The organism is Enemella evansiae, from assembly GCF_002250705.1.
GTDB classification, from domain to species: Bacteria; Actinomycetota; Actinomycetes; order Propionibacteriales; family Propionibacteriaceae; genus Enemella; species Enemella evansiae.
Window position 1 is genome coordinate 66,248 of the sequence record NZ_NMVP01000023.1, and the last position, 13,833, is coordinate 80,080.

13 protein-coding genes are annotated in these 13,833 nt (G+C 69.3%); 3 read left to right on the forward strand and 10 right to left on the reverse strand.

Annotation, left to right across the window (positions count from 1 at the left end):
• Nucleotides 1-69: 69 nt before the first annotated feature.
• Together BI335_RS22375 and BI335_RS12385 are read left to right on the forward strand one after the other, a co-directional pair.
• On the forward strand, nucleotides 70-705 hold the full coding sequence (locus BI335_RS22375) for a TetR/AcrR family transcriptional regulator (protein ID WP_094404387.1): 636 nt from the start codon (nucleotides 70-72) through the stop codon (nucleotides 703-705).
• Between the two features lie 41 nt (nucleotides 706-746).
• Complete coding sequence (locus tag BI335_RS12385) at nucleotides 747-1,388, forward strand: LysE family translocator (RefSeq protein ID WP_094404386.1); 642 nt, start codon at nucleotides 747-749, stop codon at nucleotides 1,386-1,388.
• A gap of 75 nt (nucleotides 1,389-1,463) precedes the next feature.
• On the opposite strand, the gene BI335_RS12390 is transcribed toward BI335_RS12385, so the two are convergent.
• The 7 genes from BI335_RS12390 to BI335_RS12420 form a co-directional block, all read right to left on the reverse strand.
• Nucleotides 1,464-2,834 carry an MFS transporter gene (locus BI335_RS12390; RefSeq protein WP_094431294.1) on the reverse strand — a complete coding sequence of 457 codons (1,371 nt, stop codon included), beginning with the start codon at nucleotides 2,832-2,834 and terminating at the stop codon, nucleotides 1,464-1,466.
• A 2-nt stretch (nucleotides 2,835-2,836) separates the two neighbouring features.
• Entirely contained in the window at nucleotides 2,837-3,145 is a 309-nt protein-coding gene (locus tag BI335_RS12395; RefSeq protein ID WP_094431296.1) for a Dabb family protein, read from the reverse strand.
• Complete coding sequence (locus tag BI335_RS12400; protein ID WP_094431298.1) at nucleotides 3,145-4,503, reverse strand: M24 family metallopeptidase; 1,359 nt, start codon at nucleotides 4,501-4,503, stop codon at nucleotides 3,145-3,147. Before BI335_RS12400 ends, BI335_RS12395 begins: the two co-directional genes overlap by 1 nt.
• Nucleotides 4,504-4,515: 12 nt before the next feature.
• Nucleotides 4,516-5,520, reverse strand: coding sequence for a transketolase family protein (locus tag BI335_RS12405; RefSeq protein ID WP_094431300.1), 1,005 nt, complete (start codon nucleotides 5,518-5,520; stop codon nucleotides 4,516-4,518).
• Complete coding sequence (locus BI335_RS12410; protein ID WP_094402313.1) at nucleotides 5,513-6,337, reverse strand: 1-deoxy-D-xylulose-5-phosphate synthase N-terminal domain-containing protein; 825 nt, start codon at nucleotides 6,335-6,337, stop codon at nucleotides 5,513-5,515. The genes BI335_RS12405 and BI335_RS12410 overlap by 8 nt, the downstream gene beginning before the upstream one ends.
• Nucleotides 6,334-6,861 (reverse strand): flavin reductase family protein, encoded by a 528-nt coding sequence (locus BI335_RS12415; protein WP_208109253.1) that lies wholly within the window; start codon nucleotides 6,859-6,861, stop codon nucleotides 6,334-6,336. Before BI335_RS12415 ends, BI335_RS12410 begins: the two co-directional genes overlap by 4 nt.
• 61 nt (nucleotides 6,862-6,922) lie before the next feature.
• Complete coding sequence (locus BI335_RS12420) at nucleotides 6,923-8,134, reverse strand: acyl-CoA dehydrogenase family protein (protein ID WP_172421887.1); 1,212 nt, start codon at nucleotides 8,132-8,134, stop codon at nucleotides 6,923-6,925.
• A gap of 233 nt (nucleotides 8,135-8,367) precedes the next feature.
• Here BI335_RS12420 and BI335_RS12425 point away from each other — a divergent pair, with 233 nt between their 5' ends.
• On the forward strand, nucleotides 8,368-9,666 hold the full coding sequence (locus BI335_RS12425) for a PucR family transcriptional regulator (RefSeq protein ID WP_094356770.1): 1,299 nt from the start codon (nucleotides 8,368-8,370) through the stop codon (nucleotides 9,664-9,666).
• Between the two features lie 16 nt (nucleotides 9,667-9,682).
• On the opposite strand, the gene BI335_RS12430 is transcribed toward BI335_RS12425, so the two are convergent.
• The 3 genes from BI335_RS12430 to BI335_RS12440 form a co-directional block, all read right to left on the reverse strand.
• The gene (locus BI335_RS12430) at nucleotides 9,683-10,378 is read right to left on the reverse strand and encodes an enoyl-CoA hydratase/isomerase family protein (protein ID WP_094404380.1); all 696 of its coding nucleotides are present in this window, start codon (nucleotides 10,376-10,378) and stop codon (nucleotides 9,683-9,685) included.
• A gap of 114 nt (nucleotides 10,379-10,492) precedes the next feature.
• The gene (locus BI335_RS12435; RefSeq protein ID WP_094431306.1) at nucleotides 10,493-11,173 is read right to left on the reverse strand and encodes a DNA alkylation repair protein; all 681 of its coding nucleotides are present in this window, start codon (nucleotides 11,171-11,173) and stop codon (nucleotides 10,493-10,495) included.
• Nucleotides 11,161-13,821, reverse strand: a complete 2,661-nt coding sequence (locus BI335_RS12440; RefSeq protein ID WP_094404379.1) for a glycosyltransferase 87 family protein — start codon at nucleotides 13,819-13,821, stop codon at nucleotides 11,161-11,163. Before BI335_RS12440 ends, BI335_RS12435 begins: the two co-directional genes overlap by 13 nt.
• Nucleotides 13,822-13,833: the final 12 nt, after the last annotated feature.

A 13,833-nucleotide genomic window follows, 5' to 3' on the forward strand; every position in this document is an offset into this window, starting at 1 on the left:
TTCGTCAGGAGTTATGGCCGGTCCCCTCGCGAGATACGGTCGGATCGGCCCCAAGAGATTGCAGGAGAGATGACCACCACCGACGAACCCAGGGTCAGCGCCCGCCGCGCCCAGACCCGCCGCAGGCTGATGGACGCGGCCGTCGAGGTGTTCGCCGACCGCGGGGTGAACGCGGCCAGCGTCGAGGAGATCTCCGAGCTCGCGGGCTTCACCCGGGGCGCCTTCTACAGCAACTTCGAGTCCAAGGAAGATCTCTGCGCGGCACTGATGCGTGATCTCGGGCAACAGCACCTGCTCGCCGCCGAGGAGGCGATCGCCCGCGTACTCGACACCGACGAGCGGCCGATGGACGAGCTGATCGACGACGCGATGGACACCTTCGTCGCGATCCAGCCGAGCGATCGCAATGCCCAACTGCTGCAGCTCGAGCTGCGCCTGCACGCCGCCCGCAACCCGGAGTTCGCCGCGATGTTCAACCAGCTCGAGGAGGAGATGGGCGGACTCTTCGCGAACCTGATCGAGGAGGGCCTCCAGCGTCGTGGGGTACGCCTCAGCGTTCCGGCCAGGCAGGCGATCGGCCTGCTGCATGCCGTGCACGATGCCGCCAACTTCGACAAACTGCTCGGCCGAACCACCCCCACCGCCGGCACCGATGACCTCAAGGCGCTGATGCGCAACCTGGTCCGCCCGGTCGCCACTGACTGAACCACCGGTCGAACGGCCGCTCTGCGGCGTAGCGTGACCGCATGCTCGTGAACCCTGCCCTGGTCGGTGGCTTCCTGCTGCTCTCCGCCCTGTTGTCGGCCATCCCCGGCCCGTCGGTGCTGTTGGAGACCAGCCGGGCGATCACCCGGGGTCGGCGGTCGGCGATGTGGATCGTGCTCGGCAACGCGCTCGGTGGGCTGGTGCTGCTGACCTTGGTGCTCACCGGGCTCGGGGCGATCGTGGCCACCTCGGCGAAGCTGTTCCTGATCGTGAAGTACGCCGGCGCGGGTTACCTGCTGTGGTTGGGAATCCAGTCGATCCGCTCGGCCCACGCCGCAGGCGCTCAGCTGCTGGAGACGACACCGGGTGAGACGCCGGCACGGCGGGCGACCGCGGTCCGCCAGGGCTTCCTGGTGGGCGTCGCGAACCCGAAGAGCATCGCCTCGCTGATGGCGATCCTGCCCCAGTTCGTCGACCCGGTGCTGGGCAATCCGGCGCTGCAGATGCTGATCATCGGCTTGGCCGGCGCCCTGGCGCAGATGCTGATCGAGACCGTCTGGGTGTGCGCCGCCGGCACCCTGCGCAACTGGTTCCAGCGCCGCCCACGCCGGCTGCAGGCCCTGCAGGCCGGTGGCGGCGTGGCGATGATCGGCCTGGCCGGCAAGCTCGCGGTACAGCGCTGAGCCGACCCGCGGCGAACCGCGATCCATCGAACCCTGGGTGCAACCGCCTCCCCCTCCAGGGAGCGCGGAGTGCACTCAGGATTCGATGGATCGCAGCTGGGGTGCCGGAGTGCGGCCCGCCAGGCGATCCACCCTCCGGTACGCCGCCGCGACGATCGCCAACCCCAGCAGGAAGACCGCGGCGAAGGCGTACACCGCGAACACCGTCCAGCCCGCATCCACCAGCACGCCGACGGTCAGCGGCGCGAGGATCGAGCCGGTGCGGCCGACCCCGTTCGCCCAGCCGACCCCGGTGGCCCGGATCTCGGCGGGATAGAGCCCCGGTGCCAGCGTGAACAGCCCGACGATCGCACCGTTGCAGAGCAACCCGGCCAGGAATGCCACGACCAGGCCGGCCGGCAGCAGACCCACGGTGGCACCGAGCCCGACGAACGCCAGCACCCCGCCCAGCGCGTAACCGACCACCAACCGCTCCACCCCCGTCCGTACCGCGATCGCGCCGAAGGCGACGGCCCCGATCGCACCACCGATGGACAGCACCAGACCGACCACCGCGCTGTGCGACGGGGTGCCGCCGGCCAGCACCACCAGCCGCGGTGTCCAACCGGTGAGCAGATAGAACGCGAACATCGCGGTGAAGAACCCCGCCCACAACAGCAGCGAGCGCGCCCGCAGCACCGGCCCGAAGATCTCGGCGACCTGCCGGCCGAGCCCGGCCCGCCGCTCGGCAGCGCGCACCGGGAGTTCCACCAGTGCGGGTTGCCCGAGCCGGGCCGCGATCCGGTTCAACCGGGCCAGCGCATTCCGCGGCCGGGCCGAGATCAGATGAGCGGCCGATTCGGGCAGCAGGGCCGCGATCACCACCATCACCACGATCGAGTTGATCGCCCCGACGACGAAGATCCCGCGCCAACCGACACCGTTCAGCAGCGCCGCGGCACCGACCCCACCGAGCGTCGCGCCCACCCCGAAACCGGCGGTGTAGAGACCGATGCCCAGCCCACGCATCCGCGGATTTGAATACTCGCTGGCGATCACGTTGATACAGGCGGTCACCCCACCCACCCCGATACCGGTCACCAGGCGCCAGAATGTCAACTGGGTCACCGATTGCGCGAGCGCACCGCCGGCCATCCCGACCGCCGTCAGCGCCAGCCCGACGAGCACGGTGGGCTTGCGGCCGATCCGATCGGCCAGCGGGGAGAGCAGGAACGAACCGACCACGATGCCGATCAACCCGGTGCTGATCACCACCCCGAGCTGGGTGCCGGTCAGCCCGAACTCGGCGGCGATCCCGCTGGAGGCGTACGCCACAGCGGAGACGTCGTAACCGTCCTGGGCATTCAGCAGCAGGCACAGCCCGACGATCATCCACTGGTACCCGTTCATCGGGGACCGCTCGATCCGTTCCTGCAGGGCGTTTCCGGCCGACGGCTGCACAGCCATGGTCAGTCGCCCGGCTCGGATTCGTAGTCGATCGCGAACCGGTCCTCGCACAGGTCGCCCAACACGCCCATGAACCGCGCATGGGCCGGATGCTCCCAGTAACGCTTGAACGCCTCGGCGTCGGTGAACCGACCCAGGCAGCCATGGGTGAAGCCGCGGTCCAGCCCGGAGCGGTTGGTGTTGCGCCCCCAGCTCAGCTCGACCAGCCCCGGCAGCCCGTCGGCGAACCCGGCGGCCAGCTCGGCACAGGCCGTATCGAGGCCGGATTCCTTGCCCGGGAGGGGTTTGAAGATCACATAGTGTTCCAGCATCACGCGCTTCCTTCGGCATCGGTGGGATGGTTTCGACTCGCTGGCGCTCGCTCAACCATCGGAGCGGGCCCTGGCGCCCGCTCACCCAGCGTGGCGGTGTTGAAGCTGAAGCCGTTCCAGTAACGGGTTCCGGCGACCAGCAGCTCGTCGGCGGGGAAGCGGGTGATCACCTTGGCACCGTCGGCGGTGACCACCACCTCCTCCTCGATCCGGGCGGCCGAGGCCCCGTCCTTGGTCGGCCAGTAGGTCTCCAGCGCGAACACCATGCCCTCCTCGATCGGCACCGGATGCTCCAGCGAGTGGTACCTGCTGATCAACGGCTGCTCCCACACCGACAACCCGACGCCGTGGCAGTACTGCAGCCCGAACGCCTCCTCCTCCGAGGAGTAACCGAGATCGGCGGCGCTCGGCAGCGCGAGCGCCACATCCTGACTGGTCGCCCCGGGGCGTACCGCAGCGATCGCCTGGTCGATCGCGTCCCGGGCCCGCTGGTAGGCGTCGCGCTGCGCGGCATTCGAGCTGCCCACGTTCAGGGTGCGGTAGTAGCAGGTCCGGTAACCGTTGAAGGAATGGATGATGTCGAAGTACGCCGTGTCGCCGGGCCGGGTGGCCCGATCGCTGAACACGTGCGGATGCGGGCTGCACCGCTCCCCGGAGATCGCGTTGACCGCCTCCACCTCCTCCGAACCGGCCAGATAGAGCACCTTGTTGACCAGTGCGACGGCCTCGTTCTCCCGCATCCCGACGTGCAGGTTGCGATACAGCTCGTCGTAGGCCGCATCGACCATGCCGGCGGAGTGGTCCAGCAGCGCGATCTCGTCCACGGTCTTGATCTTGCGTGCCTGCTGCATCAGCTCCTGGCCGTTGACGATGTGCAGACCCTGGGCCTCCAGCGCCCGCAGCACCGGGATCTCGACCACGTCGACGCCGATCGGCTCCCCGTGCAATCCCTTCTCCCGCAGGTGATCCGCCAATCGCTTCGCATTGCCGGTCTCCACCCCGACGTCCTCGGGGATCGATCCGCGCCAGGACGAGATGCCGGCCTGCCAGCTGCTCTCCGGCAGCCAGCTGGCGTGCATCTTGTGCTGACGCGCCGCCGAGCCGATGTCCCACAGGATCGGGTCCGCATCGCGCATCAGCAGCACACAGCGGAACAGCTTGTCCCGCGCCCAGTTTCCGATGTGGGTGGCGGTGGTGTAGCGGATGTTGTTCTGGTCGAACAGGATCAACGCGCCCAACTCGGACGCCTCCAGTGCCGCCCTGGCCCGGGCCAGCCGTTCGGTGCGCAACCGGGCGAAGTCGACGCGCTCCTCCCAGTCCACGCCGAGCACGGCACCCGGGGATGCGATGGTGGTCATGATGATCTCCTCTCACACCGGCGCGTATTCGCCGGCCTCGGTCTCGGGTTGGACGACGGTCGGTGCGGCGCCGGCCAGACCGAGCAGTTCCCAAGCGGTGTTGACGATCCGCTGACTGGACAGTCCGTACTTCTCGAACAGATAGGGTGCGGTCTTCGATCCCTCGGCGAAGGTGTCGTCGAGCCCGATCCGGCGCAGCGGTACGCCGACACCGGCCTCGGCGAGGGTTTCGGCGACGCAGCTGCCGAGTCCACCGACGATGGTGTGGTTCTCGATGCTGATCACCCCGCGCGTCCCGTCGACCGCGGCCAGCAGACCGGGAGCGTCGAAGGGTTTCAGGGTGGGCGCATTGACCACCCCCGCGGCCACCCCGTGCTCGCGCAGCACCCGGGCCGCGGCCAGGGTCGCCGGCAGCATCATCCCGCTGGTCACCAGGCACAGCTCGGAACCGTCGAGCAACGGTTGCACCGGGCCGACCCGCAGCCGGTGCGTGTCGTCGAAGATCACCGGGATCTCACCGCGCTTCAACCGCAGATAGACCGGACCGGGCAGGTCGGCGATCTCGGGCACCACCTGTTCGATCTGGACCGCGTCGGCCACATCGATGACGGTCATGTTCGGCAGCGCGCGCATGATCGCGACGTCCTCGATGGCCTGATGGCTGGGCCCACCGGGGGTGGAGACGCCGGGCATGAACCCGATCAGCCGGACCGGCAGGTTCGGGTAGGCGATCGAGTTGACGATCTGGTCGAAGGGCCGGCGGGTGGCGAACACCCCGAAGGTGTGCACCCAGGGTTGGAATCCCTCACGGGCCAGCGCGCCGGCCATCGACATCATGTTCGCCTCGGCCATCCCGGCGAGGATGAACCGATCCGGATACGCCTCGGCGAACAGGTCCGCCTCGCACTGGCGGGTCAGATCCCCTGACAGGCAAAGGATTTCCGGACGCCTGGCGGCGAGCTCGACCAGGGCCCGGCCGTAGGGTTTCAGCACGGTGGGATAGGGCGGTTCATGCATCGTCGTCGTCCTCCAGTTCGGCGAGCGCCCGGGCGGCCAGGTCGGCGGGCAGTTTGATGAAGTGGCCGTCGGCGTCGGCGGGCAGGCAGTCCAGCCCGTGCACCGTGGAGGTGCGGGCGATCACCACCGCGGGCCGCGGGTCGTCGATGGCCCTCCTCAGCGCGGTATCGAGCTGTTCCACCGAGTGCCCGTCGACGTCCTCGGCGTACCACCCGAACGCCCGCCACTTGTCCGCGATCGGTTCCACGGTGGTGATCGAGCTGACCGGTCCGTCGACCTGGGAGTCGTTGGCATCGAGCAGCACCACGACATCACCGAGCCGGTGATGTCCGGCGAACATCGCCGCCTCCCAGGTCTGGCCCTCTTCCAGTTCGCCGTCGCTGATCAGCACATAGGTCTTGCGGTCGCCCTCGGAACCGTGCAACCGGTCGGCCAGGGCCAACCCGAGCGCACCGGACAGGCCCTGGGAGAGCGACCCGCAGGTGAGGTCGACCGCGGGACTGGTCTCGGTGCCGATGGATTCCAGCAGCGCACCGTCGTTGCCGTAGTCGGCGAGGTCGGCATCGCTCAACCGGCCGGTCTCGCGGGCGACGGCGTACGCCCCGATGATGTAGTGCCCCGGTGAGACGACGAATCGGTCGATGCCCTGGCGCAGGTGGCCGCTGTGCAGCACGGCGAGCTGTTCGGCCGAGGACAGTGCCTGCCCCAGATAGCCGAACCCGTGCGGGCTGATCATCTGCACCGCCCGCAACCGGATCCGGCGGGCGAGCTGCTCGGCGGACCGGGCCAGGGTGGGCGCGGTGGTGTCGGTGGTCATGATTCCTCCGGTAGATCGACATCCACGTGCCAACGGCTGCGCGGATCGGACAGGTCGCTGGGCCGGCCGTAACCGCCCTTGAAGAAGACCAGGGGTTCCTCCCCGGTGCCGATATCGAGTGCCTGCACCCGGCCCAGCACCCAGTAGTGGTCGCCGGCCTCCTCGATCCGCTCGATGGTGCAGTCGATCCAGGCCGCGGCCGCGGTGAGCACCGGGGCACCGGACCGGCCGGGTGTCCAGTCGATGCCGGCGAACCGCTGATCACGGTCCCGGGCGAAGGCCCGGCAGTAGTAGTCCTGCCGGGAGCCGAGCACGTTGACCACGAAGGCCCCGTGGGCGCGGATCTCGGTGAAGCTGCGGGAGCTGCGCATCGGATAGAACGCCACCAGCGGCGGGTCCAGGGAGACCGAGTTGAAGGTGCCGATGGTGAGCCCGACGGGGCACTGGTCGGCGCCGAGCGCGGTGACGACCGAGACACCGGTCGGATAGTGGCCGAGCACCTGGCGCATGGTTCCGGGTTCCACGACGGATTCCCCTCCAGGATGGCTGATCGGTCGGGTCGCGAGGGCGGTCATCGCACCGGCCTCAGACGTGGGCGGGGATCGGCGTGCTGGAACCGAGCAGCAGCTTGCCGTAGTTGTCGTTGGCGATGCCGGGGGTGGCGTGCACGTGACTGCCACCCATGCCGAGGTCGCAGAAGACCCGGCTCAGCGGGGTGCCCTCCAGATAGGCGCTGGAACCGGCGGCCTTGAGCAGCAGGTCCACCGCCTCGGTGACCAGCTCGACGACCATGCCGGTGTCGTGCCGGATCCGGGCGCGGTTCAGCTCGGGCATCTGCCCCGCACCGTGCAGGGCATGGTCGTCGATGTCGAAGCAGGAGCGCTGGATCAGCAGTTCGGCGGCGTCGATCAGGCCGGCGGCGCGGGCGACGGAGATCTGGTGGGTCGGGGATTCCTTGCTCTGGGTGTACGCCGTGCCGACGACACCCTTGTTCTTCATCCGCTCCACCGACTGCTCGAAGGCGGCCTTGCCCAGCCCCAGCAGCACCGCGGCGAAGATGATCGTCCCGGTCGGCAGGAAGGGGGCCCGGGAGCGCGGTTCGGTGGCCTGGAACTCGGTCGCGTACCGGCCCTCGACCATGTCGTCGAAGTATTGGATCCGGTGGGCCGGGACGAACTCGTCGGTGACGATCACCGTGTCACTGCCGGTGGCGCGCATCCCGATCGGATTCCAGGACCGCTCGATCCGCCACTGGCCCGGGCAGATCAGCGCGAGCGCGTGCCGCATGCTGCCGTCGGGCTGTTCGACCAGGACACCGTGCAGGCCGTGCGTCGCCGCGAACGAGCCGGAGGCGTACCCCCACTTCCCGCTGACCCGGTAGCCGCCCTCGGTCCGCATCGCCTTGCCCTGCGGGGCGAGCACGGTGCAGGTGGTGGCATCCGGGTCGGTCCCCCAGACATCATCCTGGGCCTGCTTGCTCAAGGTGGTGGCGAACCAGTTGCCGATGTTCAGCAGCATCGCCGACCAGCCGGTCGAGCCGTCGGCGCGGGCCAGTTCGGTGAGCACCGCGGTGAAGGTGCGCTGGTTGGTCTCGAAACCGCCGTAGCGCCGCGGCACCGTCAGCCGCAGCAACCCCGCATCGCGGATGGCCTGCATCACCTGGTCGGGCACATGCCCCAGTTCGCTGCCCTCGGCGGCTCCGTCGGCGATCACCTGTTTGAGGCCGGTGGCGCGGGCGATGAGTTCCTCATCGGGCGCGGTGGTGTCGGTTCCGGCATCGTTCACGGTGGTGGTCATGCGTGACTCCCGTCGACAGTGAGGTGAATCAGAGGATTCCCTCACCCTCCGCGCCCACCCGGTCGAGCGGAATGGGCGGCCGGAACGACATCGACGGCCCCGATTGTGAGCCGGTACACATCCGAAGTGGTGACCCAGCTCACAGTTGGTACCGGTGCACAACCGCTGGTACGCCCAGCACATGCCTTGTCCGCGGGGCTTGTCGGGGGTCATGGCGGCCTTAGGCTCACCTCATGAGCAACACCGCCGTTGCCCACGACTGGGTGCACCGTCTCGATTCGACCGGAACGATGCTCGGTGTGACCTCGCTCAGCGTGCGTCGCCGGGTGAGCAGGGTGATCGGGGAACGGGCGACCGCGTGGGGCATCCAGGTCGGCGCCCGGATGGCGACCTACATCCTCGATTCGCTGACCGACTGGCCGGGCTCGCGCTCGGAGGAGGAGCGGCAGACCCTGCGGCGGGCGACCGAGGCGACCACCTTGGACACCCTGGCCGCACTGGTCTCGGGGGAACCGAGCCATCTGTTCGCCTCCTTCGAACCGATCGAGAACGTCGGCTCATATGTGCGCAGCCAGATCCCGCTGCCCGAGGTGGTCCGCAACATGCATGCGGGTCAGGAATTCCTGATCCAGGAGCTGATGGAGGCGATCGCGCAACTGGTGCCGGAGAGCGAGCGGGTCGCCGCGATCAGCCGGATGACCCGGGACGTGACCTCGGCCTGGTCGAGCTTCATCGGCCGGATCGGTGAGGAGTACCACCGGCAGCAGGACGCCTGGCTCGGCGATGCCGACGAGCAGCGGGCCCGGCTGGCACGACGGCTGGTGCAGCTCGGCCAGGGCGATGTGGCCGAGTCCAGCCAGGCGCTCGGCTACGACCTCGAGCTCCCGCACGTGGGTTGCGTGCTCTGGTTCGACGGCGTCGATCTGGATGCGGTGCGGCTCTTCGACTTCCCCGCGATCGCGCGGGAGATCAGCACGGCCACCGAGAGCACCGACCATCTGCTCGCCGGCAACGGCATCACCCTGGAACTGTGGTTGGGCGATCCGCGGGTTCCGGTGGGCGAGGTGCTGGCCAGCGAGCGCTGGCCGGCAGCGCTGCGGGCGGCGGTGGGTACGCCGCAGCCGGGCATCCGCGGTTTCGCGGCCACCCACGCCGAGGCCACCGCAGCCGCCCGGGTGGCCCGGCACGGTCCGTCGGCGAGCCGCCGGGTGATCGCCTATCCCGAGGTGGAGCTGCTCTCCCTGCTCACCTGTGACTTCGACCGGGCCCGCTCGTTCGTACGCCGCACCCTCGGCCCGATCGCCGGGACCGATGCCCGCTCGGCCGAGCTGCGGGAGACCCTGGCCGCCTGGATCGACTGCCGCGGCAGTGTCGCCGCGGCCTCGCAGGCCCTCTACATGCACCGCAACACCGTCAGCTACCGGCTGCGTCAGCTGGAGGAGCTGCTCGGCGGGGACTGGGACCAGACCCGGATCCGATGTGCCCTGACGATCGTGGAGTGGATGCCCGGGGTGCTCATCGAGGACGAGTGACCGGCGGGCCCGGTGCTCAGCCGAAGGCCACCACGAACTCCTCGGCACCGGCGCGCAGGTCGGCCGCCAGATTCGGGGCGAGCATGCCGCGCAGCATCGGCCGGCCGCGCCGGGCGGCGGCCCTGCCGGGGCGCAGCAGTTCGACGGTCTCCTGCACCTGTTCGGTGAGCCGCGCGGGGTCGACCACCTCATCGACCAGGCCGAGCTCGCGGGCGCGGGCGGCGTCGAAGGGGATGCCGGTGAGCAGATTGGTGAGGGCGGCCTTGGCCGGCAGCCGCGCGACCGCCGGGGCCTGGGCGATCCACGGCCAGCCAGCCAGTGTCGCCTCCATCGTGCCGATCCGGGCATCGGCGACGGCGTGGGTGATGTCGGTGGAGCAGGCCAGCGCGAACCCGCCGGCCAGCGCGTCCCCGTTCAGTGCCGCGATCACCGGCGTACCCATGCCGTTCAGCAGTTCGAAGAGGTCGATGCAGGCGTCGGCGAACTCGCGCGCGGTGCCGGTCTCGCGCAGGTGGGGCCCGTCGGCGCCTCCGCAGAACGCGGTGCCCGCGCCGGTGAGCACGATCGCGACCGGTTCGGCGCCGTCGGCCTCCCGGATCGCATCGACCAGCCAGCGGGTCAGCTCGGCATCGAGCATGTTCCGTTCGCCGCGGGCCAGGGTGATCCAGATGCTGTCGTCGTCGTGGCTGGTGATCGTCGAGTCGTGCGCCATGGGCCGGCCTCCCTCGTCTCGGTTCGGTGCAGCCAGTGTGCTGGCGGGGCGGCCCGCGGAACCATGTGCCGAGGCGACAACTCCGCGGGTCGGCTTGTGCACGGTGAACAGCCGCTACAGGTGCTTGCTGGCCTCGCGGACCGACAGCGGCGACAGCTCCGGATGGGCCGCCAGATAGCCACGCACCCAGTCCGGGTCGGTGCGGGCGTACTGCCGCAGCGCCCAGCCGATCGCCTTGCGGGCAAAGAAATCCGGGTCGTCCACCGATCCGGCGATGGCCTCGCTCAACAGCGCCAGATCGGTCTGCGCGCCGCGGTGCAGCTGTGCGGTGATCGCGACCCGGCGTACCCAGACATCGTCATCGACCGCCCACCGCCGCAACACCCCCGCCGACTCGTCCGGATGCGCGACGAGCACCTCCTCGACCAGGTGTGCGATCTCATCGACCAGATCCCACCAGGCCCCGGTGCGGATCAGATATTCATACAGCACAAGCGATTCCGGCCGTTCGGCGTACGCCCGGAACTCCCGCGCCCGCGCCACCGACAGGGCCGCGAACCGCTCCTCGCGATGGCTCGCCCGGTCCCAGAGCGCGCGGATCAGCGCCTCCCACTCCCCGACCGTCAGCGCCACCCCGCGTACCCGGGCAGCCACGAGCCGGCGGACCGCAGCGTTGCCGATGCCGTGGCAGGGCAGCTCCGATTTCAGGTACGCCCGCAGGGATTCCGCGCGTTCGGGGTCCGCGGCCGCCGCCAGATCCTCCAGGATCGCGGTGACCAGGTCTAACTGGACCACTGCCCCAGATAGAACATCCGCGCCCACCACATCATGATGACCACCGAGCCGATCATCCAGGAGATGTGCACCACCCGGTGGATGATCACCCCGCGCCGGGTGGCGGGCTTCCAGGCGATCAGCTCGGCGGCGATCAGCCAGAGCGGGAACCAGAGCAGCACCGCCCGGTTGACCGAGAACAACCACTCGGAGGTGGAGAACGCCAGCACCTGGACGCCGACCCAGGCGGCCTCGGCCCACATCCGGCGGCGCAGCAGGAAACCGACCGCGAGCAGCCCGAAGGCCATCGACAGAATTTCGAAGCTGAACACCAGATCCCAGCCGGGACTGTTGTCGTACTGGGTCGAGAGGATCACATCGAAGGTGGTCCGCACGCTCTGCCACGGCGCGGTCCAGCCGCGGGACCAGCCCATCGCCTGCGCCTCGTACCACATCATCCAGGAGCCGGTGAGCTTCTTCAGGTACGCCGCGTAGAGCACCATCACCCCGGCCGGTGGCAGCAGATACATCGCCCGCTGCAGCCAGCCGATGATCCGCTCGGGGACACTGGTGCCCCTGGGGAATTTCCAGGTCAGGATCATGATCCCGAGCGCGCCGATCAGGAAGAGTCCCGACACCCGCACCGAGCAGGCGGCCGAGGCCAGGATCGCGACCTGCCACCACTTGTCCGAGCGCGCGCGTTCCCAGGCCCAGAAGGCGAAGGCGCAGAACAGCGACTCGGTGTAGGGCATCATCGTGAAGATCGCGGTGGGCGCGGTCAGCCAGAGCGCGGCGGCCCAGAAGCCGCCCGTCCGGTAGAGCGCGGCGGCGGCGAAGACGGAGGCCACCAGCGAGATCGCCATCCCGGCGTACTCCCCCGGGATGCCGACGACCATCGCCGCCTTGAGCAGCGCGGGCAGGCCGGGGAAGAAGGCCATCCGCTTGTCGATCTCGGGATTGCCGGTGTACTGGTACCAGTCCCGGGCCAGCCCGACGTAGTGCTCGGCGTCCCAGTTCATCAGCACCTGGCTGAAGGTGCGCCCGCTCTCCGACATCGCGAACAGCGCGACGGCGATCAGCAGGCCCCGGCTGAGCACCCAGACCGCGGCGGTCCACCGGGCCCCGGCGGAGTCCCAGCGATCGATCCGGATCCGCAGGCCGGGGATCGGGGTGCCCGGCACGGTACGCGGCGGGATCAGCGAGCGGACGCCGGCGAGCGCCTCGCTGCCGCGGCGCTGCACCATCGACCAGAACGGGGTGTCCGCGGCGCCGTCGAGCACGCCACCGGTCGGGTCGTCGATGTAGGCGGAGCGGTCACCGGGCAGGGATCCGTTGCGGACCAGGTCGAAGCGCGGCTGCAGGATGTCGCGGATCACGATGCCGACCACCCAGAGCTGGGTCAGCATCCGCAGGATGGTGGCGGCCCAGAAGATCTTGTCCGGGCCGCCGCCGGCCGGGTTGAGGTATTGCCCGAGATGGCCCCAGATGGCCATCACATAGAGCGCCTCACCGACGCCGAAGATCAACCAGTCGCGCCACTTGGGGCGGCACATCGCCAGGAACGGCAGCACCCACAGCACGTACTGCGGCGAGTAGACCTTGTTGGTCAGCAGGAACGCCATCAGCACCAGGAACGACACCTGGCCGATCCGGGGGCGTTGCGGGGCGAGCAGGATCAGTACGCCGAGGGCGGCGCAGCCGATCAGGAAGAAGGTGGTGGAGACCAGGTTGAGGTCGACGACCGGGTTCTCACCGAGCACGAACAGATACCAGATCGACCCGAAGTCACCGGCCCGGTCGGAGTTGAAGGTCCAGAACGCCATCCACTGTTCGGGGGCGCCGATCATCACCGGCAGGTTCGCACCCACCCAGGCGATCAGGAACCAGATCAGGGTACGCAGGAACTCGCGCCACTTGCCGGTCCGCAGGCAGAGCAGCAGCAGCGGCCCGAGCAGGAAGCCGGCGTACAACTTGGCCGCCATCGACAGGCCGAGCATGACCCCGGCCCAGCCGGGTTTCTTCCGCTGCCAGAACAGCAGGCCGAGCGTGGTCAGCGCGACCGGCAGCATGTCCCAGTTGATCAGCCCGGTGAGGATGATCGACGGGGAGGCGACGATCATCAGGGTGTCCCAGCCGCGGCCGGGGGTGCTGGCGATGTGCGCGAGCACCAGCACGACCAGCAGCGCGAACAGCACCACCATGTTCACCGAGTAGTAGAGGTTGGTGGAGTCGATCACCTGCTGCTCGTTGAGGCCCGGGCCGACCGGGGCGCCGAGGGCGACGGTGATCAGCCGCATCAGCTCCATGAACATTCCGGTGAGCACCGGGTACTCGAGCACCTGGTAGTTGCCGGTGTCGAAGTAGGGGGTGTTGCCGTCCATCAGCCCGCGGCTGCGGAACAGCGCCGGGATGTCGGAATAGCACTGCTCGATGAAGCCGTTGGGCTGCACCCCGGGCACGGTCTGTCGGCACGGGTCCTGGCGGATCACCGTGAGCACCCACATGAAGGTGGCGACGGCCAGTGCGACGGTCGCCGGGTTGAACCAGGAGTACGCCCTGCGGGCGGTGCCCGAGATCAGCTGGGCGTGCCGGCCGAGCGGTCCGCCGACGAATCGGGTGACGAGTTGGCCGAAGGGTTCGACCGTCGTCGGTGGGCCTGACCGTGCCACGCCACTCCTTTC

Coding starts and splice junctions, on each gene's coding strand:
- BI335_RS22375 (WP_094404387.1), top strand. CDS start 70: ATGACCACCACCGACGAACCCAGGGTCAGCGCCCGCCGCGCCCAGACC.
- BI335_RS12410 (WP_094402313.1), bottom strand. CDS start 6,337: ATGACCACCGACACCACCGCGCCCACCCTGGCCCGGTCCGCCGAGCAG.
- BI335_RS12405 (WP_094431300.1), bottom strand. CDS start 5,520: ATGCATGAACCGCCCTATCCCACCGTGCTGAAACCCTACGGCCGGGCC.
- BI335_RS12390 (WP_094431294.1), bottom strand. CDS start 2,834: ATGGCTGTGCAGCCGTCGGCCGGAAACGCCCTGCAGGAACGGATCGAG.
- BI335_RS12420 (WP_172421887.1), bottom strand. CDS start 8,134: ATGACCACCACCGTGAACGATGCCGGAACCGACACCACCGCGCCCGAT.
- BI335_RS12395 (WP_094431296.1), bottom strand. CDS start 3,145: ATGCTGGAACACTATGTGATCTTCAAACCCCTCCCGGGCAAGGAATCC.
- BI335_RS12385 (WP_094404386.1), top strand. CDS start 747: ATGCTCGTGAACCCTGCCCTGGTCGGTGGCTTCCTGCTGCTCTCCGCC.
- BI335_RS12425 (WP_094356770.1), top strand. CDS start 8,368: ATGAGCAACACCGCCGTTGCCCACGACTGGGTGCACCGTCTCGATTCG.
- BI335_RS12430 (WP_094404380.1), bottom strand. CDS start 10,378: ATGGCGCACGACTCGACGATCACCAGCCACGACGACGACAGCATCTGG.
- BI335_RS12400 (WP_094431298.1), bottom strand. CDS start 4,503: ATGACCACCATCGCATCCCCGGGTGCCGTGCTCGGCGTGGACTGGGAG.